General features: G+C 31.8%; 17 protein-coding genes and 1 tRNA gene. 5 read left to right on the top strand and 13 right to left on the bottom strand.

Annotated elements, in window-relative coordinates:
* The first annotated feature begins 36 nt into the window (after positions 1-36).
* Complete coding sequence (rfaD, locus tag EOJ36_RS01855) at positions 37-1,002, top strand: ADP-glyceromanno-heptose 6-epimerase (protein ID WP_127802317.1); 966 nt, start codon at positions 37-39, stop codon at positions 1,000-1,002.
* On the opposite strand, the gene EOJ36_RS01850 is transcribed toward rfaD, so the two are convergent.
* From EOJ36_RS01850 to EOJ36_RS01835, 4 genes are all read right to left on the bottom strand, one after another.
* Positions 989-1,963: a glycosyltransferase gene (locus tag EOJ36_RS01850; RefSeq protein WP_127802316.1), complete on the bottom strand. Its 975-nt coding sequence runs from the start codon at positions 1,961-1,963 to the stop codon at positions 989-991. The genes rfaD and EOJ36_RS01850 overlap by 14 nt on opposite strands.
* 2 nt (positions 1,964-1,965) lie before the next feature.
* Positions 1,966-3,252 carry a glutamate-1-semialdehyde 2,1-aminomutase gene (hemL, locus tag EOJ36_RS01845; RefSeq protein WP_127802315.1) on the bottom strand — a complete coding sequence of 429 codons (1,287 nt, stop codon included), beginning with the start codon at positions 3,250-3,252 and terminating at the stop codon, positions 1,966-1,968.
* 96 nt (positions 3,253-3,348) lie between these two features.
* A complete protein-coding gene (yidC, locus tag EOJ36_RS01840; RefSeq protein WP_127802314.1) occupies positions 3,349-5,166 on the bottom strand; it encodes a membrane protein insertase YidC in 1,818 nt (605 codons plus the stop codon).
* A gap of 2 nt (positions 5,167-5,168) precedes the next feature.
* Positions 5,169-6,821, bottom strand: a complete 1,653-nt coding sequence (locus EOJ36_RS01835) for a CTP synthase (protein ID WP_127802313.1) — start codon at positions 6,819-6,821, stop codon at positions 5,169-5,171.
* Positions 6,822-6,922: 101 nt separating this feature from the next.
* Here EOJ36_RS01835 and EOJ36_RS01830 point away from each other — a divergent pair, with 101 nt between their 5' ends.
* The 4 genes from EOJ36_RS01830 (at position 6,923) to nspC (ending at position 13,124) form a co-directional block, all read left to right on the top strand.
* Positions 6,923-10,192: a UvrD-helicase domain-containing protein gene (locus EOJ36_RS01830; RefSeq protein WP_127802312.1), complete on the top strand. Its 3,270-nt coding sequence runs from the start codon at positions 6,923-6,925 to the stop codon at positions 10,190-10,192.
* Positions 10,164-10,709, top strand: coding sequence for a C40 family peptidase (locus EOJ36_RS01825; protein ID WP_127802311.1), 546 nt, complete (start codon positions 10,164-10,166; stop codon positions 10,707-10,709). Before EOJ36_RS01830 ends, EOJ36_RS01825 begins: the two co-directional genes overlap by 29 nt.
* A gap of 62 nt (positions 10,710-10,771) precedes the next feature.
* On the top strand, positions 10,772-11,986 hold the full coding sequence (locus tag EOJ36_RS01820) for a saccharopine dehydrogenase family protein (protein ID WP_127802310.1): 1,215 nt from the start codon (positions 10,772-10,774) through the stop codon (positions 11,984-11,986).
* 1 nt (position 11,987) lies between these two features.
* Positions 11,988-13,124, top strand: coding sequence for a carboxynorspermidine decarboxylase (nspC, locus tag EOJ36_RS01815; RefSeq protein WP_127802309.1), 1,137 nt, complete (start codon positions 11,988-11,990; stop codon positions 13,122-13,124).
* Between the two features lie 26 nt (positions 13,125-13,150).
* Here the strand turns inward: nspC and EOJ36_RS01810 are convergent.
* From EOJ36_RS01810 to EOJ36_RS01770, 9 genes are all read right to left on the bottom strand, one after another.
* Positions 13,151-13,224 (bottom strand) — tRNA-Ala (locus EOJ36_RS01810).
* The gene (locus EOJ36_RS01805) at positions 13,224-13,748 is read right to left on the bottom strand and encodes a hypothetical protein (protein ID WP_127802308.1); all 525 of its coding nucleotides are present in this window, start codon (positions 13,746-13,748) and stop codon (positions 13,224-13,226) included. Before EOJ36_RS01805 ends, EOJ36_RS01810 begins: the two co-directional genes overlap by 1 nt.
* A gap of 1 nt (position 13,749) precedes the next feature.
* The gene (gene hisC / locus EOJ36_RS01800; RefSeq protein WP_127802307.1) at positions 13,750-14,802 is read right to left on the bottom strand and encodes a histidinol-phosphate transaminase; all 1,053 of its coding nucleotides are present in this window, start codon (positions 14,800-14,802) and stop codon (positions 13,750-13,752) included.
* A 1-nt stretch (position 14,803) separates the two neighbouring features.
* Positions 14,804-16,066 (bottom strand): histidinol dehydrogenase, encoded by a 1,263-nt coding sequence (gene hisD / locus EOJ36_RS01795; protein ID WP_127802306.1) that lies wholly within the window; start codon positions 16,064-16,066, stop codon positions 14,804-14,806.
* Positions 16,067-16,930 (bottom strand): ATP phosphoribosyltransferase, encoded by an 864-nt coding sequence (gene hisG, locus EOJ36_RS01790; protein WP_127802305.1) that lies wholly within the window; start codon positions 16,928-16,930, stop codon positions 16,067-16,069.
* A gap of 47 nt (positions 16,931-16,977) precedes the next feature.
* Positions 16,978-18,582, bottom strand: coding sequence for a pyruvate dehydrogenase complex dihydrolipoamide acetyltransferase (locus EOJ36_RS01785; protein WP_127802304.1), 1,605 nt, complete (start codon positions 18,580-18,582; stop codon positions 16,978-16,980).
* A 73-nt stretch (positions 18,583-18,655) separates the two neighbouring features.
* Positions 18,656-20,443: a translation elongation factor 4 gene (gene lepA, locus EOJ36_RS01780; protein WP_127802303.1), complete on the bottom strand. Its 1,788-nt coding sequence runs from the start codon at positions 20,441-20,443 to the stop codon at positions 18,656-18,658.
* 85 nt (positions 20,444-20,528) lie between these two features.
* Positions 20,529-21,824, bottom strand: coding sequence for an aminopeptidase P family protein (locus EOJ36_RS01775; RefSeq protein WP_127802302.1), 1,296 nt, complete (start codon positions 21,822-21,824; stop codon positions 20,529-20,531).
* Entirely contained in the window at positions 21,824-22,588 is a 765-nt protein-coding gene (locus EOJ36_RS01770; RefSeq protein WP_127802301.1) for a class I SAM-dependent methyltransferase, read from the bottom strand. Before EOJ36_RS01770 ends, EOJ36_RS01775 begins: the two co-directional genes overlap by 1 nt.

The raw sequence follows: 22,588 nt of genomic DNA, 5'->3' as shown, positions 1-22,588 counted from the left end.
CTTTATTGTAATTTTGAACTTTAAATATTTCAATTTATGATCATTGTCACTGGCGCTGCAGGATTTATTGGTTCTTGCTTAATTAGTAAATTAAATTCATTGAATTTTAATTATATTATTGCAGTGGATGATTTTTCAAATGAAGAAAAAAATAAAAATTTAGTTGGAAAAAAAATCAAAGAATACGTTAATCGAGACAATTTTTTTGAATGGATCGATAGCAATTATAATGAAATTGAATTTTGTTTTCATATAGGAGCTAGAACAGATACAACGGAATTTGATAAATCAATTTTTGACAAGTTAAATTTCAATTATTCTAAAACAGTTTGGAATAAGTGTATTGAATATCAAATTCCATTAGTTTATGCTTCTTCTGCTGCTACATATGGCCTAGGAGAGTTAGGATATGAGGATAATGAGTCTTTGATTCCACAATTAAAACCTTTAAACCCATACGGGGATTCTAAGAATGATTTTGATGTTTGGGCATTACAGCAAAATGAAAAGCCATTTTTTTGGGCTGGATTAAAGTTTTTTAATGTTTATGGTCCAAACGAATACCACAAAGGCAGAATGGCTTCTGTAATTTTTCATACATTTAATCAGGTAAAAAATACTGGTGCCATGAAATTATTTAAATCGCATCGATCTGATTTTGCAGATGGTATGCAGGCGCGCGATTTTATTTATGTGAAGGATTTAATTGATGTTTGTATATTTTTAATGTACCATCGTAAAAACTCGGGCATTTATAATTTGGGTTCTGGAAAGGCAAGAACCTTTTTAGATTTAGTTAATGCAACATTCAAGGCAATTAACAAAGAATCTAATATTTCATATATTGATATTCCAGAAGATATTCGCGAAACCTATCAATACTTTACCGAGGCGAATATGAATAAATTAAAACAAATTGGTTATATCAAAGCGTTTACAAGTTTAGAAGATGGGGTAGAAGATTATGTAAAGAATTATTTAATTCCGACTACTTATCTTTAATTAATCCAAGTTTTTCTTTTACGAACCCGAGGCCATAGGCAGATAATTGAATATTTGCCGCAATTAAGGCTAAAATTCCAATTTTTATAGATTTGTAGATTCTGGTAGCATCAATAAAAATACCTAAATTATATAAGACCCATCCACCAAAAAGAATTTGTGAAATGGGAGAATTTGAAAAAAAGGTAATTGAAATTATTGCAAATAAACTTCCCATTAAATAGGCTAATGGGAAATAGTGAACCAACTTTAACTCTTTGGGAAAAAATCTACCAATATTTATACGAGCTCTGCCAAAAAAATGCAATTGCTTATAGAATTGGCCAAAACTTGTTCTTCTTTTGTGATAGATAAAAGCTTCAGGAATCAAACCTGATTTAAAGCCTAATGAGATACATCGTATGGAGAATTCAATATCTTCACCCATTCGAGTTATTTTGAATCCCTTAGTCACTTCAAATACCTTTCTAGAAATTCCCATATTGAAACTTCTGGGATGAAAAGTACCAGCTACATTAGATTTTTTGCCCCTTATTCCACCGGTGGTAAACAAACTAGTCATTGAATAAGAAATAGCTTTTTGAATAGCTGTAAAGGAAGGATGATCTTTATCTGGTCCGCCGAATAAATCCAATTTTTGCTCTGTAATTTCCTTTTCTACAATTTGTAAATAATTGGGCTCAATTAATGCGTCAGAATCCAAAATGATAAAAAAATCTCCTTTAGCTATTTTGAATCCATCATTACGTGCAAAACCTTGACCTGCATTATCTTTTTCTAAGTAATTTATTGGTAATCCGCAGGATTGATATTTTGAAACAACATCTTTTGAAGTATTTTTTGAACCATCTTCAATTATAACAATTTCAAAGTTTTTTTGCGTTTGATTCTGAATGCAGAATAATAATTCATCTAGTTCATCAGGACGATTATAAACGGGTATGATGAAACTGAATAACATGCTTATTTTTTAAAGTTTTCTAATACTTCAAATGCAGAATCAATGATAAATTGAATTTGTTCATCTGAAATAACTGTACTTAAAAACCAAGATTCATATTGAGAAGGGGGTAAGTAAATTCCCTTATTCAACATTCCATGGAAAAATTGACCAAATAAAGTTGTATCAGATGTTTTTGCATCTGTAAAATTATTTACTTCTTGTGCTGTAAAGAAAACTGTAAACATGGAACCCAATGACTGAACAAACATTGGAATGTTCAAATCTTTAGAAATTTTATCAAACCCTGCTTTTAATTGTGCTCCTTTTTTAGCCAATTCTGTATAAATATTTGGATTATTTTCAATTAATTCCAACATAGCTAAACCGGCTGTTGTTGCTAATGGATTTCCAGACAATGTTCCAGCTTGATAAACAGGTCCTGATGGTGCTATCATAGACATTATATCTTTACGACCTCCATAAGCTCCAACGGGTAAACCTCCTCCAATAATTTTACCTAGTGTGGTTAAATCTGGCTTAACATCAGTTAATCCTTGATAACCCGATTTTGAAAGGCGAAAGCCTGTCATTACCTCATCAAATATCAATAAAGCATTATTTTGATTACAAAGGTCACGTAATCCTTCAATAAAGCCATTTTTGGGTAAAACCAAACCCATATTTCCTACTACAGGTTCTAAAATTATAGCTGCAATTTGTTTTGGATTAGCTTCAAATAATTTTTTTACAGATTCTAAATCATTATAAATTGCGGTTAAGGTATCATTTGCAGTTGATTTAGTAACACCTGGACTATCAGGAGTACCTAAGGTTGCAACACCAGAACCAGCAGCAATTAAAAAGGAATCACCATGTCCATGGTAGCAGCCTTCAAATTTGATTATTTTATCCTTTGAAGTATAAGCACGAGCCAATCGAATAGCTGCCATTGTTGCTTCGGTACCAGAATTAACCAATCTGACCATTTCTATGGATGGTACCATTGAAATGATTTTTTCAGCCAATTCAATTTCTTTCAGGGAAGGGGCACCAAAAGAAAAACTGTTTTGAATGGCTTCTTGTAATTTTTCTTGAATAAATGGGTGGGCATGTCCAAACAACATGGGTCCCCAAGAACCAATTAAGTCAAGATATTTTTTACCATCTACATCAATTAAATATTCTCTTTTTGCAGAAGCAATAAATTTTGGTGATCCTCCAACTGATTTAAAGGCTCTAACTGGTGAATTTACTCCACCGGGAATTACTTCCTTTGCGCGTAAAAAATATTGTTCGCTTAATGTCATTTTTATCTAATTTACCAACAATTTCATTGCCGGCTATTTAAAATTGAACCCCTACGGAGTTCGTAGAATAGCTACCACAAGGGTTGCAACTAACTACTACCTTTTACCTTTTCCCTTATTAGCTTGTTGGCTTTTCTGTGCTTCTTCCATCGCCTTCATTTGGTTGGAAAGATATTGGCTAAATTTCGATTTTTTTCCTCCGCCAGCAGCTATTTTCTTACGATTTTCATCTAAAAGTACTTTGATTTTATCCTCATTTACAAATTTTCGAATAGCTAATTGTTGGCCGATTGTAACCAAGTTAGAAACAAAATAATAGAAACTTAAACCAGCTGCGAAAGAGTTCATCACAAACATAAAAATAACAGGAGTGATGTAGGCCATCTTTTTCATATCGATAGGCTGCCCTGGCTGATCTGGTGTAATTTGATTATTATAATAACCATAAGCCAATTGCGATGCAGTCATCAATAAACAAAACAAACTTACATGAGAACCATAAAAAGGTATTTTAAATGGCAGATTGATAATAGAATCAAATGTTGAAAGGTCATTTGCCCAAAGAAAAGATTGCTGTCTAAGATTTATTAAATTGGGAAATAACAAGAAAACTGCCATCAAAATTGGCATAGTTGCTAAAACCGGAATACAACCACTTAAAGGATTTACACCAACCTCTTGATAAAGCTTCATCGTTTCTTGTTGAACTTTTGCTGCATCGTCTCCGATACGCTCCTTAATTTTAGCTATTTCTGGAGCCAAAATTCTTGTTTTAGCCATTGAAACATACGATTTATAGGTCAATGGTAAAAGTGCCATTTTAATGATAAGCACAAGAATAACAATTAAAAGTCCATAATTTGAAATGATACTTTCTAAGAAATCAAATAAGGGAACATAAATGTATTTAGTAATAGGCAACAAGAAATCGTAACTCAATTTTACGTTTTTACCAAATGATGGAGCTATATTTTTGATTTTAGAATAATCATTTGGGCCAAAGTATAACTTGAAATTCAAAGGTCCTTTTTGTAAATCAGAAGTATTACCAATAATCTTTGCATCTAATGTCTTAATATTAACTGAATCACTCAAATTAGGAGTAGCATTTAATTCTGCTTTTGAAAATGTAAAGTTTTGAGGAATGATACTACCAATAAAATACTTCTTTTTAAAAGTAATCCATTCTAAAGATTTAGCAATAGTTTCGGTTTCTTTGTTGGAAGGATTCTCTGTCAAATTATCAAATTCTTCATCTTCTTGCATCAAGTAATTAATCGTTGCCTTTCTTTCCTCGTTAATATCCTTTTCTGTTTGTTGAATATTTTCAACCCATTTAATTGAATATTCAGATCCATTTATTTCAGAAGAAATTTCCTTCGTATCTATTGCATAATTTAATTCAAAACCTTCGTTAGCTAATGAATAAATTTGTTTTATACTTTTTCCGGAAGGAAGGGAGCCAATAAAAGTGATTTTTCCATTTTGAACTCCTTCTGTTGAATAATTGATAGAGTTTAAAGAAACCTTTTTACCAGCAATAGGTAAACTTAATTCTAATTTATCTTTCTTTGATTCAAATAAAACTAAACCAGATTTTAACTTATCATTGTAATTTTTGTAAGTTTCAAAATTCTTAAGTTTGATTTCTTTGATAGCCCCTCCAATATTGGTTAAGGTAACTTTTAAATCCTTGTTTTCTAAAATAAAATCCTGTGCTTTTACTTGAACAGAATCTGATGCAAGAGCTTTTGAAATTACTTGATTAGTGACAGAATCTTTTTTTACAGATACCTTTGATACAGCTTCTGTTTTTTTTGTTTCTGGAGCGGGAGTCTTTGATCCGAAAAAATATTCGTAACCTAAAAGCATTCCGACAATAATAACTATTCCGGTTATTGAATTTCTATCCATGGTTAATTTTTTGAATTCTTAATTAATGGCAATGCATGTTGGTATGCTGCCTTGATGAAATGAACGAAAATAGGAGAGGGAACCTCTACCGTTGATTTATATTCTGGATGGAATTGTACTCCAATAAAAAATGGATGATTAGGTAATTCTACAATTTCTACCAAATTTGTATCAGGATTTATTCCAGACATCTGCATTCCTGCTTTTTTGAATGCATCCATATACTTATTATTAAATTCATAACGATGTCTGTGTCGCTCCTGAATATTTGCTTTACCGTAAATTTTATAAGCCAATGTTCCTTTTTCAATTTTACAAGGATATGATCCTAAACGCATGGTCCCTCCTTTTTCAGAAACATCTTTTTGAGATTCCATAATATCAATAACGGCATTGTCTGTATCGGGATTCATTTCAAATGAATGAGCATTTTCAAGTCCTAATACATTTCTTGCAAATTCAATCACAGCACATTGCATTCCTAAACAAATTCCCATAAAAGGAATTTTGTTTTCTCTTGCATATTTAACAGCTTCAATTTTACCTTGAATGCCTCTTTCTCCAAAACCAGGTGCTACTAAAATGCCATCTAAATGCTTTAGCGTTTCATCCATATTTTCAGGATCCATGGTTTCCGAAGAGATCCAATTTACATTAACCTTAATTTCATTGGCCGCCCCCGCATGTATAAACGCTTCTGCAATTGATTTATATGAATCTTTTAATTCAACATATTTACCTATTAAGCCGATATTAATTTCAAATTTGGGATTTTTTAATTTCCCTAAGAAATTATTCCATTGCGTTAAATTGGAATCTTGATCGTTGTAGATATCTAATTTGTAAAGAACACGACTATCTAATTTTTCTTCCTTCATTAATAGTGGTACATCATAGATAGTTTCAGCATCCATTGCTTCAATTACATCTTGTTCCGAAACATTGCAAAATAATCCAATTTTACGCTTCATATCCTGAGGTAGCGGATGTTCTGTTCTACAAACCAAAATATCAGGTTGGATTCCTGATTCGGAAAGTGCCTTTACAGAGTGTTGGGTTGGTTTTGTTTTTAATTCACCTGCAGAAGATAAATAGGGTACCAAAGTTAAATGGATAAAAAGTGTATATTTTTCACCCAAATCCCATTTTAGTTGTCTTGCAGCTTCTATAAATGGTAATGATTCAATATCACCCACACAACCGCCAATTTCTGTTATAACAATATCGAATTTGCCTGTCTCACCTAACAAAAGAACATTTCTTTTGATTTCGTCAGTGATATGAGGCACTACTTGAACCGTTTTACCTAAATAATCACCTTTTCTTTCTTTGGTAATTACATTATGATAAATACGACCGGTAGTAATATTATTGGCTTGACTAGTCGGAACATTTAAAAAACGCTCATAGTGTCCTAAGTCTAAATCTGTTTCAGCTCCATCATTTGTTACATAACATTCACCATGTTCGTATGGATTCAAAGTACCAGGATCGATATTAATATACGGGTCAAATTTTTGGATAGTGACACTAAGTCCGCGAGCTTGCAATAACTTAGCTAATGAAGAGGCAATAATACCTTTTCCTAATGATGATGTTACTCCCCCCGTAACAAATATATATTTCGTTTTTTTGCTTGTCGCTTTGGCAGACATTGTATTGTAGAATTATTCGTTTACGGGATACAAAGTTAATGAATTTTCCCTATTCCTTTTAATCCTATTTTTATTTTAAATTGCATAAATATTAGAATTTGATGAATAAAAGGCCCTTGAAACTCTTTTCAGCCTCTGCTGGTGCTGGAAAAACCTATACCTTAACCATAAATTATTTAACATTGGCCTTGTCTGAGGTTGATCCCAAAGGGTATTTTCGTAAAATTTTGGCAGTGACTTTTACTAACAAGGCTGCTGAAGAAATGAAAAAAAGAATTGTAGAATTTTTGTTTTCAATAAGTCAAAATAAGTTTTTTGAAAAAACAGATGTAAAAAAATATGAGAAATCTGAAGAAATAATTACTAAAATTTTGTCAGAATTAAATAATGACAAAATCTCAAAGGATGAAATAATCAATAGGGCAAATCAGACCCTTCATCAAATGCTTCAAGATTATGGTTTGTTTTCTGTAATGACCATAGATGCCTTTGTTCAAAAATTAAGTCAAAGTTTTATTGAAGAATTAAATCTACCCGATCAATTTGAGGTGGTTTTAGATAATAAAAAATTATTAACTGATTTAATTGATGAAATTTTAGATAAAATTAATCAATACCCAGATTCATCGCTTAAACAAGCTTTTATTGATTTTTCGATGAAAGAAGTGGAAGATGAAAAATCATGGAATAATCTTCGAGAAAGTTTACAGAAATTTTTACTGATTCTTTTTACTGAAGATTACATGGCTATAGAAAAGGAACTTGCCTCATTCAGCACAGAAGATTTCATACAAATTGAAAAGCAAATCATTGCCTTTGAAAAGCTTTCCCTAAAATATTTACAAGATTTAACAAATTCAATTATTGAATTAATTCATTCCAATGGATTAAATTTAGAGGATTTTGTACGAGGGAAAACGGGACCTGTTAACGATATTTTCAAGTATTTTGAAAATCCACAATTGGAAGCAAAACCCTATTCCTACATGAAAACTGCGATAGATACAGAAACTTGGTATTCCAAATCAGCATCTGCAGATATAAAAACTTCCATTGATACAATTTCAACAGAATTAAATCAATTTGTTTCAGAATTTTACAATTCCTATCAGTTACATTCTCAAAAATTTATTTTGCTCAATTTGATAAAAAGAAATTTGAGGAAATATACTTTATTGACCTTTATCCAAAAAGATTTGAATGAATTTCAAATAGATAAAGGTCTAGTCTCTATTTCTGAGTTTAGTAAAAAAATAAATCAAATTGTTGCAGCAGACCCAATTCCTTTTATCTATGAAAAATTGGGAGAAAGATATATACATATATTTATTGATGAATTTCAAGATACTTCTATTCTTCAATGGAAAAACTTTATGCCTTTGTTAGATAATGCAATTTCTTCTAATAAAAACAGTTTAATAGTAGGCGATGCAAAACAATCTATTTATAAATTTCGTGGAGGAGAGGTCAGTTTAATTGCTGCTTTAAACGATGCTAATTTAGCACTTGTTGAAAATCGAATAGGTGATAATGAGTTTGACCTTGAACGATTTGAAAATATAATAAATTATGTGGAATCTGAAAATTTGCCTAATAATTTTAGGAGTTCAAAGGAAATCGTAAAATTTAACAATAATTTTTATGAATGGATTAAGGAAAATACTTTTCTTTCCCAAACCTTTCCACTTATTGCAAATGTTTATAATAATCAACTCAAACAAAACGCTAGCTCACAAATTGAAGGATGTTCTTCTATTGAAAGTTCCTTTTATTTAAAGCCAAAAAATTCGAGAGGACGCAGTCAAGAGGAATGGAATTGGCATTTTCAAAATGTATTCGAAACAATTCAGATTTCTAAGTCTAAAGGGTTTAAAAACAAAGATATTGCCATATTAACTAGAGGGAATAAAGAAGCAAACTTCCTAGCGCTACAATTGACTCAATTGAATGATCCAACGATAACAATCACCTCTGCAGATTCATTATTATTACATTTTTCACCTGCTATTCGATTTGTGATTAGTTTTTTAAAATTTTTACAAGAAAGTAAATTACCTCTAAATTCTTATACTGTTTTAGCTAATTACCATATTTTAATTGGTTCCACTGAATTTAATTTTGACAAAAAAGATTCTTTACAAAATCAATTTTTCGCCTTGAATTTTGATATCAGTAATTGTATGCAAACTATTGACTCCAAAGCAGTAATTATTCAGTTAATAGATACATTCAAACTTTTATCCTATCAATCAGAAATTCCTTATTTATTGAAATTACTTGATTTGATTGATGAATATCAATTAAACAATTCTAATAGTATTGAAGCTTTTGTAAGTTATTACGATCAAAATATTGATAAATTTTCCATTAATCCGTCAGATGATTCAGATGCAATTACTATTTCAACCATTCATAAAAGTAAAGGATTAGAATATTCTGTTGTGATTATGGCCTTTGCCGATTGGGATTTTAATTTGACAGATTCACCAAAATGGTTTGATTTTAACCAAGTTTCAGGTTTTGAGGAGTTAGAAGTCTCCAATAAATTCTTGGGGAATCATTATTTGGCAGGTAATTCAAAGGCATTGGTAGAATTCGATTACCTAAAAGAACAATATGAATCAGAAAAAGAATTAAATGCTTTGGATTCTTTGAATATGTTATACGTGGCTACTACTCGTGCTAAATATGATTTGTACACTTTTAGTACTTGGGTTTCAACAGATGAATTAGAAAATGTAGCTACTTTATTATATAATTTTTCAAAAAAAGAATATAAATCTTTTAATGAATATGAAAATTCTGTTCAATATATTTTAAATGACAGTAAGTCAACAAATGAATTTAAAGATACCTTTAAAAAGAAAGAAAATTTTCAAATTCAATTAGAAAGAAATTTGGAAAAAAGACCTTTGTTGCGACAGAAAGAATCTAAAGAAGATTTCTTTTCACAATCTTTAGAGAAACGTAAATTTGGAAATTATATTCATCAATTATTATCAAATTGGGAGTCTGATGCGATCAAGGATAAATTACACAAGCTACCTGAAGAAATATTTGAAGCCAATAAATCTGCTATTGATGGTGTTTTAAACTTATTGGAAAATCAAGATTATTTAACTTTGGTAACAGAATTTAATACGTTTATCAATGAACAAGAAATCATCAAGGATGATGGAACAATTATTCGGCCTGATAGAATATTTAAAAAGGGAAATCAGTTTGTAATTGTAGATTATAAAACTGGTAAATCTAAAGAATCACATCGAGATCAAATTTTAAATTATCAATCACTGATGAAAGAAATGGGGTATATAGATGTTAAATGTAAATTAATTTACTTTGAAGAAAGTACTATTGTGGATGTATAAGAATTCAATACAAAAGCCTCTATTTTTTTTAATATTCTGTGTAGGATTAAGTTCTTGTGGTATTTGGCATAAGGTTAAACAATTTGTGGGTTTAGAAAAATCAGAATACATTCAAAATTATTCTTTTAGGGAAATAAATTCAATTATTGATCGGTTGAAAACTTTTACGGGAGTACCGTACAAAACAGGAGGGATAGATGAAAATGGAATGGATTGTTCTGGTTTATTATATACAAGCTATAAATTAGAAGGATTTGAAATTCCTAGATTATCAAAAGATCAATCTAATTTTGGATTGCCTGTTTCCATAGATCAAATAACAATTGGAGATTGGATTTTTTTTAAAACAAATGGTAGCACCATTATCAATCATGCGGGTATTGTCACAAAAAATAAAGGAGGATTTGACATTACCTTTATTCACTCTTCTACTTCAAAAGGGGTAAGGGAAGATAACTTGACAAATAAATTTTGGAATAAATCATTTGTAAAAGTAATTAGACCTTTTAAAAATTAAATAAAATATAATTTATTCAGTCTTCTTTTTTTGTATTTTTGCGTTCATTTTTAAAAATAGGTATGTCTAAAAAGGTTGTAATTATTGGAGCAGGTGGAGTTGGAAATGTAGTTGCCAAAAAATGTGCAATGAATCCTGCATTTTTTTCAGAAATAGTTTTAGCATCTAGAACATTAAAAAAATGCGATGCGATTGCTCAGGAAGCAAAAAACATTGGTTTGCCAACTGAAATAAAAACCAGACAAGTTGATGCAGATAATGTACCTGAATTGGTAAAATTATTGAAAGAAGAAAAACCATTTTTGGTCATCAATGTGGCACTTCCATACCAAGATTTACCTATTATGGATGCTTGTTTAGAGGCTGGAGTCCACTACTTAGATACAGCAAATTACGAACCTAAAGATGAGGCTAAATTTGAGTATTCTTGGCAATGGGCCTATCAAGAGCGATTTAAAAAAGCTGGTTTAATGGCTCTTTTAGGTTGTGGATTTGATCCAGGGGTTACTGGTGTTTATACAGCCTATGCCAATAAGCATTATTTTGATGAAATGCATTATTTGGATATTATTGATTGTAACGCAGGTGATCATGGAAAAGCCTTTGCTACAAATTTTAATCCAGAAATAAATATTAGAGAAATTACTCAAAAAGGTAAATATTGGGAGAATGGCCAATGGGTTGAAATAGAACCTATGTCTATTCACAAACCTATTGATTACCCAAATATCGGTCCAAAGGAGTCCTATTTGTTATACCACGAAGAATTAGAATCGTTAACGAAAAACTTTCCAACTTTAAAGAGAGCAAGATTTTGGATGACTTTTGGTCAACAATATTTAACACATTTGGAAGTATTACAAAATGTGGGTATGACTTCTATTCAGCCAATTAAATTTAACGGAATGGATATTGTTCCTTTAGAATTTTTAAAAGCAGTTTTACCAGAACCTGGTACATTGGGTGAAAATTATACTGGGCAGACTAGTATTGGTTGTCAGATTAAGGGGATAAAAGGTGGAAAAGATACAACCTATTATGTTTGGAATAATTGCCACCACTCCGATTGTTACAAAGAAGTTCAAGCACAAGGTGTATCTTATACAACAGGTGTTCCTGCAATGATTGGTGCAGCCTTAATGACTTCAGGCGAGTGGTTTAAAGAAGGTGTTTATAATGTTGAAGAGTTTAATCCAGATCCGTTCATGGAATTGTTAAATGTTCATGGATTACCTTGGAATGAATTAAAAAATATTCAACTTCCTCACGAATATTAATATGCAAATTCAGTACCCAACAATTCCTTCCCCAGCTTTTGTGTTGGAGGAAAATTTATTGATTAAAAATCTTGAGTTATTAAAAAGGGTACAAACCGAGGCCGGGATAGAGATAATTTGTGCCTTAAAAGGATTTTCCTTTTACCATGAATTTCCATTGCTCAGAAAGTATTTAGCAGGAGCAACTGCCAGTTCTTTGCATGAGGCTAGATTAATTGTGGAGGAAATGAACGAAAAGGCACATGTTTATTGTCCAGCCTTTCTTCCTTCAGAATTTACTGAAATGTGCCAATATGCATCACATATTACTTTTAACTCCTTAAATCAGTATAATAAATACATTTCTCAAGCAATTTCTTCAAATATTTCGTGTGGGATTAGAATTAATCCGGAATACTCAGAAATTGAAACAGATATGTATAATCCATGTGTTGCAGGAAGTAGGTTGGGGGTTAGGAAATCTGATTTTAAAGATGGTTTACCTTCCCATATTGAAGGTTTACATTCGCATACGATGTGTGAAAATGATTCTTACGTGCTGGAAAGAACCTTACAAGTGATTGATGAGAAATTTGGAGATTTCTTACCTCAATTAAAATGGTTGAACTTAGGGGGTGGGCATTTAATAACTAGTGAAGACTATGATGTGGATCATTTAATATCAATTTTAAATGAATTTAAATCTAAGTATTCTAATTTAACAATTATTCTTGAACCTGGATCTGCGGTAGGTTGGCAAACAGGTTTTTTAAAATCGACAGTTTTAGATATTGTTCATTCGGCAGGTATTGATGTGGCTATATTAGATATTTCTTTTGCAGCCCATATGCCAGATACGCTTGAAATGCCTTATAAACCAAGGATTAGAAATGCTTCAATAGAACCTCAAAAAGGTGAATATGTCTATCGTTTTGGTGGGATGACTTGTTTGGCTGGCGATTATTATGGCGATTATTCCTTTAAAGAACCACTAAATATTGGTGATGAAATTATATTTGAAGATATGATACATTACACTATGGTAAAAACTACCACTTTCAATGGAGTTAATTTACCAAGTATTGGGAAAATAAATACGGTCGGAAAATATATCAATTATAAGTCCTTTGGATTTGAATCCTTTAAGGATAGATTATAAAAAAGGACCTTAACGGTCATTTTTTGTGGAGAAGATGGGGCTCGAACCCACGACCTCTTGCCTGCCAGGCAAGCGCTCTAGCCAACTGAGCTACATCCCCTAAAAATTCACTCTGGTTCCTATGCCACCTTGCGGATGTGTAAAAAAAGGATTAGGAGATATTTCAGAATAAAATCCAATTTCGGCAAAAAAAGATAAATTAGGTGCATCTATTGGAAAATATTCTATACCACCTATAACTGCACCACCTAAACCCTTTCTAACTTCATCTGCTATTTGCACATTTGGTGAATAATAATCTCTGACAGTATATTGCGGACCAAATCCATAATAGGTATGTAAATTAGGATTTAATATCGTTGGATGATGCCATAAATATAATGCACTAATAGTAAGGCCAATGTTTTGAAAAGTTCCAGCTTTGTAATTTCTATGAGTACCCCAAAGTCCACCATAAGTACCCATACTTACTTCAATGGCGTTTAAACCATTTGGTAGATATTTGCGAATCATAAAACCACCAGGTTCACCAACTCGTAATCCTGATCCCCAATTTTTTAACTGACTTTGAGCCAAAAAAGGAATTAGAAATATCAAACAAGAAATTATACCCTTTTTTAACATATTAATGATTGTAAAATTCTTTTATATTTTGAATTAAACTACTATTCTCTAATTGAGTACCAATAGTTATTCGAATTGTATCTGAACATAAAGGTACACTTGAACGGTTACGTGTAATTACCTTTTGTGTAATTAAATAATCAAATAACCTATTTGCCTCATTAAATTTAACTAATAAAAAATTAGCATCGGAAGGATATATTTTAATTACATTAGATATTAATTCTAATTCTGAAATTAAATATTTTATCTGGCTTCTAATTTCTTTTATTGAATTGTTTACAAAATCCTTATTATCTAAAGCTACTATAACTTGTTCTTGGGTAGCACCACTAATATTATAAGGTGGTTTTATTTTGTTAAACAAATTAATAAGTACCTCATCTGCAAATGCCATTCCTAAGCGTAAAGAGGCAAGTCCATAGGCTTTAGACAATGTTTGTAAAACGATTAAATTGGGAAATTGTTTTAACTCCAATAAAAAACTTGGTTCATCTGAGAAATCGATGTAAGCCTCATCAATAACTACAAAACCTTCAGTAAAATGATTTAAAATTTGGTAAATATCTATTCGATTAATTTTATTACCTGTTGGATTATTAGGTGAACAAATAAATATCAATCGAGTTTTATGATTTATTGCCTTGACAATAGTTGGTATATCTAATTGGTAGTTGTCTGTTAAATCAACTTTTACCAAATCTATATTATTAATATTTGCACTTACCTCATACATTCCATAAGTAGGAGGACAAATAATTATTTCTTGTTGTCCAGGAGTACATGTCATTCGAATTAATAAATCGATTGCTTCATCTGAACCATTTCCTAGAAATATATTTTCCTTTGGACAATTCTTGATTTTTGAAAGCTTTTCTTTGATTTCTAATTGATATGGATCAGGGTATCTATTCCAATTATGTGTTGTAGGAGAACCTAATGGATTTTCATTTGCATCTAAAAATATTCCCTCATTACCTTTAAATTCATCTCTTGCTGAAGAATAAGGTTTTAAATTCCAAATATGCGGTAAAATATATTTTTGATAATCCATATTATTTTAATCGTATTGAAACAGCATTGGCATGTGCTTGTAAAGATTCTGCATTTGCCATGGTAATAATTGTTTCACCTAAGTTTTGTAACCCCTCTTTGGAAATTGCTTGTAAGGTAATTTTCTTTACAAAACTATCTAAATTTACCCCTGAATACGCCTTTGCAAATCCATTAGTAGGTAGGGTATGATTTGTACCCGAGGCATAATCTCCCGCAGATTCTGGTGTATAATTTCCTAAAAATATGGAACCTGCATTAATAATATGTTCAGAAAATTTCTCAGGCTCAGCACATGCCAAGATTAAATGTTCTGCTGCATATTCATTTAAAAAGGTGATAACTTCAATTTTATCCTTTAAAATAATGGCTTTAGAATGCTGTAAAGATTTTTTAGCAAACTCTTTTCGATCCAAAAGTTCCACTTGTTTTTCTAATTCAGATATTACTTTTGTTACTATTTCTTCGTTTGTAGTTAACAAAATTACTTGAGAATCTGCACCATGTTCAGCTTGAGATAACAAATCTGAGGCAACAAAAGCAGGATTACATGTTTCATCTGCAAATACAGCAACTTCAGAAGGTCCAGCAGGCATATCAATAGCAATACCCATTTTATTGGCATACATCTTAGCGGCAGTTACATATTGATTTCCTGGACCAAATAATTTATGAACCTTAGGGATACTTTCGGTACCTAATGACATAGCCGCAATTGCCTGTGCACCGCCAATTTTAGTCATTTTTGTTACACCACATAATTGTGCAGCATAAAAAATAGCTGGATGATTGGCTGGAGTTGATAATATTATTTCTTTACAACCTGCAATTTGTGCAGGTATTGCCAACATTAAAATAGTGGAAAATAGGGGAGCAGTACCTCCAGGAATATAAATACCCACCTTTTCGATTGCTACACTTTTTTGCCAGCAAATGACACCAGGACTCGTTTCTATTTTTTTTATTTCTAATTGTTGTCCTTTGTGAAATTTGAAAATATTATCGTAAGCTTTTTTAATTGCAATTTTTAATTCATTAGTAATTAAACGAGCTCCTTCATTTATATCTTCTGCTGTATAAAGAACCTCTGAAATTTCACGATTTTCAAATTGCTTTGTAAACTCAATTAATGCTTTATCCTTATTAAATGCAACTGAGTCAAATATATTCTTTATGGTTAATTCTAATGAATTAGAATCTAAGGAAGGTCTTTGGCAAAGACCTTCAAATTCTGATTTATTAGGAAATAAACTAATTTGTAGCATTTATAAAATCATTTTTTCAATAGGAAGTACTAAAATTCCTTGAGCACCAGCTCCACGAAGAGATTCAATGATATCCCAGAAATCATTTTCAGAAATAACAGAATGCATACTATACCAACCTTCCTGTGCCAAGGGTACCACAGATGGTGCCTTCATACCTGGCAATAAACTCTTTACTAAATCAATATTTTTTTCCTCAACATTCAATACCACATATTTAACATTTTGTGCTTTTTGAACAGAATCTATTCGGAAAAGTAATTTGTCTAAAATTGCCTTCTTTTCTGAATTTAAAGAAGAATTTGAGATCATAACAGCTTGACTTTTAAACACTTCTGCTACCTCTTTTAAACCATTACTTAACAGAGTTCCTCCGGTAGAAACAATATCACAAATTGCATCAGCTAAGCCAATACTTGGTGCAATTTCAACTGATCCAGAAATCTCATGGGTTTGAGATTTAACACCATTTGCTGACAAAAATTGATTGGTTAAATTTGGGTAGGAGGTGGCAATATTTTTACCTTCAAAATAATTTAAACCCGTATAATTTTCATTTCGAGGAATTGCTAAAGAAAGTCGACATTTAGAAAAACCTAGTTCCTTTACAATATCAACCTTCTTTTTATTTTCTTCCAAAACATTTAACCCAATAACACCAATATCTGCTACACCATCTTCAACATAACCCGGAATATCATCGTCCCTTAAGAACAAAAATTCCAAAGGGAAATTAGAGGAAACAGATCTTAATTTTGAACTACCAGATTCAAATTTAATTCCACATTCTTTGAATAATTTTAAAGAATCTTCACTTAATCGACCTGATTTTTGAACAGCAACACGTATTATACTTTCTGACATTTTTGTATTGAAAAAATCAAGCCCCGAATTTTCGAGGCTTGAAGAAATTAAATAAACATTCTAATTGGATCCTCGAGATATTGTTTCAAAGTTTGTAGAAATGCAGCACCGGCTGCACCATCTACTACTCGATGGTCACAAGTTAAAGTTAACTTCATAATATTAGTTGCAAAGAATTGTCCATTCTTTACACCAACTGTTTCTTTTATACCACCTACAGCCAAAATACATGATTCTGGTGAGTTAATAATTGAAGTAAATTGGTCTATTCCAAACATACCTAAATTACTTACTGTAAAGGTATTGCCCTCCCAATCTTTTGGTTGTAATTGCTTGTTTTTTGCTTTGCCACCTAAATCTTTAGCTTCTGAAGAAATTTGTGCTATCGATTTTTCATTTGCAAAACGAATTACAGGAACCAATAAACCATCTTCCACAGCAACAGCCATTCCAATGTGAACATGCTTGTTTACACGAATTTTATCTTCCATCCAATAAGAATTTACTTTTGGATGTTTGGTTAATGACAAAGCTGTTGCTTTAATAACCATATCATTAAATGAAATCTTAACAGGTAAGGTATCAACTAAAGTCTTTCTAACTTCAATTGCCTTATCCATGTTAATTTCCATGGTTAAATAAAACTCTGGCGCTGAAAATTTAGATTGAGATAATCTTCTCGCAATTGTTTTACGCATTTGAGAGTTTGGAATATCTTCATACGATTCTTCACCTGAAACAAAATTTCCCATTGCACCACCACCAGCATTCGGATTATAATTTTCAATATCTGATTTTACAATTCTTCCGCCTTCTCCAGTACCTTGAATCCATTTTAAATTTAATCCTTTCTCATTTGCCATTGCACGAGCAAGAGGAGAGGCCTTTAATTCTCCTACAATAGATGGAGCTTTAACTTCTTCAACTTTCTCAGTTTTTTTAGGTTCAGCCTGAGCCACAGGAGCTGGAACTGCAGTTGCTACAGGGGCAACTTGTGGCGTAGCAGGAGATTTTAATAATGGAGCATAATCAGCTCCTGGTTCACCAACTACCATGATTACACCATCAACAGGAACACCTTCTCCTTCCTTTGCACCTATAAATAAAATGGTACCATCTTCATAGTTTTCCAATTCCATTGTTGCTTTGTCTGTTTCAACTTCAGCAATAATATCACCTGATTTAACTACATCACCCTCTTTTTTAAGCCATTTAGCTATAACACCTTCAACCATTGTATCGCTCATTTTAGGCATACGAACAGCTTTGGCATTAATTTTGCTTAAATCTACAGAAGGTTCTGCTGCTACTGCAACTGGAACTGGAGCTGCATCGCTTACAACTTCAACTTTAGTTTCTACTGATGCACTTGCTGCTGGGGCTGAAGGGTTTAATAAACTTGAATAATCTTCACCAGGTTCACCAACTACTGCAATAATTCCATCTACAGGAACCGCTTCACCGGCTTTTACACCAATATGTAACAAGGTTCCATCCTCATAATTTTCTAATTCCATTGTTGCTTTATCTGTTTCAACTTCAGCAATAATGTCACCAGATTTGATTACATCTCCTTCTTTTTTTAGCCAATTTGCGATAACGCCCTCAAGCATTGTATCACTCATTTTAGGCATTCTAATTACTACAGCCATTGTATTATTTTTATAAAACTTAAAATTACGGCTTAAAAGCCTGTTTTTAAAACTTTTTCGTATTTTTTTTCGATTAATCTAACTTTAAAACAGCCATAAATGCTTCTTGCGGAATTTCTACATTTCCAACCTGACGCATTCTCTTTTTACCTTTTTTCTGTTTTTCCAATAATTTACGCTTTCTTGATATATCCCCACCATAACATTTTGCCAATACATCTTTTCGCAATGCTTTTACGGTTTCTCTTGCTATAATTTTTTGACCAATTGCTGCTTGAATGGCAATTTCAAATTGTTGGCGTGGTAATAACTCTCTTAACTTTTCACACAATCTTTTTCCCCATTCATAAGCCTTGTCTCTATGTACAATGGCAGACAGTGCATCTACTTTTTCCCCATTCAACATGATATCCAATTTCACCATTTCGCCTTCTTCATAACCTTTAAACTCATAGTCAAGTGAAGCATAGCCTCTTGAAATGGTTTTTAATTTATCAAAAAAGTCAAAAACAACCTCTGAAAGTGGCATATCAAATTGTAATTCAACACGGTCTGTAGTTAAATAAATTTGGTTCTTTAACAAACCTCTTTTATCCATACACAAACTCATTATGGTACCCGTATATTCAGATTTTGTAATTATTTGTGCTTTTATATATGGTTCTTCAATATAATCAATCAAATTTGCTTCAGGTAATTCACTTGGTGCTGAAACCCACTTTTCTTCTTTTGAGGTAGTATGCACTTTGAATTTTACAGAAGGAACGGTGGTAATAACTGTCATATCAAATTCCCTTTCTAAGCGCTCCTGAACAATTTCCATGTGAAGCATGCCTAAGAATCCGCAACGAAAACCAAAGCCTAAAGCCATTGACGTTTCCGGCTCCCAAACTAAAGAGGCATCATTCAATTGAAGCTTTTCCATTGCATCACGAAGGTCTTCAAATTCGGTAGTATCGACCGGATAAATACCTGCAAAAACCATTGGTTTTACTTCTTCAAAGCCTTGAATTGCCGCCGTACATGGATTGGCAACTTGAGTAATTGTATCACCAACTTTTACCTCCTTTGCATCTTTAATCCCTGAAATCAAATAACCCACATCACCAGTTTTGATGATATTCTTAGGAATTTGTTCCAAACCTAATGTTCCAATTTCATCAGCAAAATATTCTTTGCCGGTATTCATGAATTTTACACGATCTCCTTTTTTAATTTCTCCATTATAAACACGGAAAATAACCTCTATGCCACGATAAGAGTTGAATGTAGAATCAAAAATTAATGCCTGTAATGGTTCCTCTGGATTACCTTTGGGAGCTTCAATACGGTCAATTACCGCATCTAAAATATCTTTAATACCAATTCCTTCTTTACCAGATGCATGGATAATTTCTTCTTTTTTACAACCAATTAAATCGATAATTTGATCTGAAACCTCATCAGGCATTGCCCCAGGTAAATCAATCTTATTAAGTACAGGAATGATTTCTAAATCATGATTTATAGCTAAATATAAATTTGAAATAGTTTGAGCTTCAATACCTTGAGATGCATCAACAATTAACAAAGCCCCTTCACAAGCTGCAATTGAACGTGAAACTTCATAAGAGAAGTCAACGTGTCCGGGAGTGTCAATTAAATTTAAAGTATAAACCTCTCCATCTTTTTCATAATTCATTTGAATAGCATGAGATTTAATGGTTATACCTCTCTCTCGCTCCAAATCCATATCATCCAACAATTGATTTTTCATTTCTCTTTGTTGAACCGTATTGGTAAACTCAATCAATCGATCGGCAAGTGTACTTTTTCCATGATCAATATGAGCGATGATACAAAAATTCCTAATATTCTTCATTTATAAATCTTTTCTACTAATCTACTTTACTAATTTTCTATGTTCCTAAATTCTTATATTCTTATATTCTTATATTCTTATATTCTTATATTCTTATATTCATTAAACTTTCTATCTCCTCAATTTCAATAGGTATATTTTTCATCAGATTTATATTACCAGTTTCAGTTACTAATAAATTGTTTTCCAATCTGATTCCAATTCCTTCCTCCCTGATATAAATTCCAGGCTCACAAGTCAAAACCATTCCCGCCTGGATAGGTAAATATTTATTCCAAACATCATGCACATCTATTCCTAAATGATGCGCTACACCATGCATAAAATATTTCTTAAATAGGGGAGCAGTTGGATCTTGGTTTGCTACATCTTCTTTAGTGAACAATCCCAAACCAATCAATTTACCTTCCATAAATGTTTCAACCGCCTTCTGATAATCAACCCAAAAGATTCCAGGTTTCAAATAATCTGTTGCGAAGTTAAGTACATCCAATACAGCTTGGTATACTTCTTTTTGACGTGGACTAAACGTTCCGTTTACGGGAATAGTTCTTGTCATATCGGCATTATAATTACCATATTTTGCACCAACATCTAATAAAAGTAGATCTCCATCTTTACATTGATTTTCATTTGAAATGTAGTGCAAAACATTTGCATTGGCCCCAGAAGCTATTATTGGAGTATAGGCAAATCCTCCTGATCGAGATTTGGTATACTCATGAATAAATTCCGCTTCAATTTCATATTCCCAAACGCCAGGCTTAACGAAATTTAAAATTCTACGAAAACTATTCTCGGTAATATCAATTGCTTTTTGAATTTGATTTATTTCTTCTTGCTCTTTCACCATTCGTAATTCATTGGTGATAGGGGCTAAGCGTTTAAAATCAATTGTTTTAAATTGATTTTTTAAAGAATTAATAAATCGATCGTTCTGAGTTTCAACAGCTGAACTATTTCGAATGTGCTCATTTTCTAGAACAAAAACATGCTCAGCTGTGTACATTAATGTTTTTAAAAATTGAGGTAAATTATCAGTCCATTGAATATTCTTAATTCCCGATAAATCTTTGGCTTCTTCTTTTGTATATTTTTTACCTTCCCAAATGGCAATTAATTCAGATGTTTCACGTACAAAAGCAATTTCTTTATACTGTTCTTCGGGAGCATCAGGAAATAACAACAAATATGTTTCCTCCTGATCCAAACCACTTAAATAAAACAATTCTGAATTTTGTACAAATCCCATCGTTCCATCTGCATTGGTAGGCATGATATCATTTGATGCGATTAATACGATGGATTTAGAAGGAAGTTTTGCATATAACTTCTCTCTATTTTTAATATAAAGTGCTGATGAAAGTGGAGTATATCTCATTATTTTTTACACAAATAAATTGTTTCTTCTAAAGGTAAACACATTTTTTTACTAGCTTCTAAACCTATCTTATCAACCATTTGATAATTAACTACTGTAAAACCAGATTTCTCTAATTGATTTCCATAATCCCTTCCATAAATTCGTAAATGGTCATCTTGCAAAAAGTGAATTTCTCTTTGTTTAGGATCGGTAATTGTTGCATCCTCATAGGTCGTTTCTAAATCATACCGCTGCGGAGATTGGCATAAAGCAAATCCAGTGGGCTTTAAAACCCTTCTTATTTCCCTCATACATTGAAAATCGTCCTTAACATGTTCTAATACATGGTTACAAAATACCACATCAAAGGTATTATCTTCAAAAGGTATTTGATGCAAATCCATTTTAACCTTTGCTAAAGGTGATTCAATATCAGCCGTAATATAATTTTCACCTAATAAATTCTCAAAGCGATCAATGAAACAATATTCTGGAGCAACATGTAAAACCTTTGGATTGGAAGTAAAAAAATCAGTTTCTTTTTGCAAAAAAAGATACATTAATCGATGTCTTTCCAAACTCAAACAAGAAGGACAAAGTGCATTCTCTCTTGGATTTAACCTTCCATAGGGTAGAAAATGAGAAAAATGACCATTGCAAACTGGACATTTAACTTTGTTTCCCTTTAAAATAAATGCATAAACCTTTAAAGCTTGATGTGCAAATAATTGAATATACTTACGAGGAATATTCCTCAAAACCCATGAAATAATTTTCTTCAT

It is taken from the genome of Sandaracinomonas limnophila (assembly GCF_004005965.1).
Classification (GTDB): Bacteria; Bacteroidota; Bacteroidia; order Cytophagales; family Spirosomataceae; genus Sandaracinomonas; species Sandaracinomonas limnophila.
This window is presented reverse-complemented; position numbering and strand designations above follow the sequence as displayed.

Coding starts and splice junctions, on each gene's coding strand:
- EOJ36_RS01835 (WP_127802313.1), bottom strand. CDS start 6,821: ATGTCTGCCAAAGCGACAAGCAAAAAAACGAAATATATATTTGTTACG.
- yidC (WP_127802314.1), bottom strand. CDS start 5,166: ATGGATAGAAATTCAATAACCGGAATAGTTATTATTGTCGGAATGCTT.
- hisD (WP_127802306.1), bottom strand. CDS start 16,066: ATGCTACAAATTAGTTTATTTCCTAATAAATCAGAATTTGAAGGTCTT.
- EOJ36_RS01805 (WP_127802308.1), bottom strand. CDS start 13,748: ATGTTAAAAAAGGGTATAATTTCTTGTTTGATATTTCTAATTCCTTTT.
- hisG (WP_127802305.1), bottom strand. CDS start 16,930: ATGTCAGAAAGTATAATACGTGTTGCTGTTCAAAAATCAGGTCGATTA.
- EOJ36_RS01820 (WP_127802310.1), top strand. CDS start 10,772: ATGTCTAAAAAGGTTGTAATTATTGGAGCAGGTGGAGTTGGAAATGTA.
- hemL (WP_127802315.1), bottom strand. CDS start 3,252: ATGACATTAAGCGAACAATATTTTTTACGCGCAAAGGAAGTAATTCCC.
- EOJ36_RS01770 (WP_127802301.1), bottom strand. CDS start 22,588: ATGAAGAAAATTATTTCATGGGTTTTGAGGAATATTCCTCGTAAGTAT.
- nspC (WP_127802309.1), top strand. CDS start 11,988: ATGCAAATTCAGTACCCAACAATTCCTTCCCCAGCTTTTGTGTTGGAG.
- EOJ36_RS01785 (WP_127802304.1), bottom strand. CDS start 18,582: ATGGCTGTAGTAATTAGAATGCCTAAAATGAGTGATACAATGCTTGAG.
- rfaD (WP_127802317.1), top strand. CDS start 37: ATGATCATTGTCACTGGCGCTGCAGGATTTATTGGTTCTTGCTTAATT.
- hisC (WP_127802307.1), bottom strand. CDS start 14,802: ATGGATTATCAAAAATATATTTTACCGCATATTTGGAATTTAAAACCT.
- lepA (WP_127802303.1), bottom strand. CDS start 20,443: ATGAAGAATATTAGGAATTTTTGTATCATCGCTCATATTGATCATGGA.
- EOJ36_RS01775 (WP_127802302.1), bottom strand. CDS start 21,824: ATGAGATATACTCCACTTTCATCAGCACTTTATATTAAAAATAGAGAG.
- EOJ36_RS01850 (WP_127802316.1), bottom strand. CDS start 1,963: ATGTTATTCAGTTTCATCATACCCGTTTATAATCGTCCTGATGAACTA.
- EOJ36_RS01830 (WP_127802312.1), top strand. CDS start 6,923: ATGAATAAAAGGCCCTTGAAACTCTTTTCAGCCTCTGCTGGTGCTGGA.